Genomic DNA, 618 nt, shown 5'->3' with positions numbered 1-618 from the left:
GACTGCCTCCATCGCTTTAGAGTACCTCATACCCGTCTATTTCTGGACTCTACATTTGGATAACTTTCTTGATTCCAAAGACCATGTCAAGCTCCTGTTTTCATATCGTGGGACAACGTACCTGTCCCTGCGTCCCATGCTTCCCTCCCTTCATCCCAAAAGGTATAATCTTTTTAATGTTTCTTTAAAATTAGAATCTATTTCTGCTTGAATGATATCCATAAGATTATAAAATCGGCTCAGTTTTATAGAAAAATTATATAGAACAACCCCAGCTCTATTCATTTCCCTTGATTTAGCTATATAAATTTTAGAGTGACTTTCACCATAAAACAGGACATTATACGTGTCCTTTAAGCCTTTTTCTAAAACTATTTTATCTGGATTAAGTTCGAAGAAAGAATAATACTGTTCATCTGAATAGATTTCGAAAATCTTTTGAATAGCCTTAAATGTTGTAGCGCTTTTAATATCATTTATAACATTTTCATCACATATTCTTTCTTCTAACTTACTTTTCGAAAAAATATATAAAGCCATTGTTGATTGATATTCATCTGAAAATGATTCTACTTTATATTCTATTCCTCTATCAACTTCATAAAGATCATAATGATG

The 618-nt window shown here is 31.9% G+C and carries 1 protein-coding gene; it reads right to left on the bottom strand.

Translation table 11 applies throughout. The features are described 5' to 3' along the window. Nucleotides 1–150: 150 nt before the first annotated feature. Nucleotides 151–618: hypothetical protein (locus GJU40_RS20790; RefSeq protein WP_170289472.1), on the bottom strand; the 468-nt coding region annotated here is incomplete at its 5' end.

The organism is Metabacillus lacus, from assembly GCF_009674805.1.
Taxonomy (GTDB): Bacteria; Bacillota; Bacilli; order Bacillales; family Bacillaceae; genus Metabacillus_C; species Metabacillus_C lacus.
This window is presented reverse-complemented; position numbering and strand designations above follow the sequence as displayed.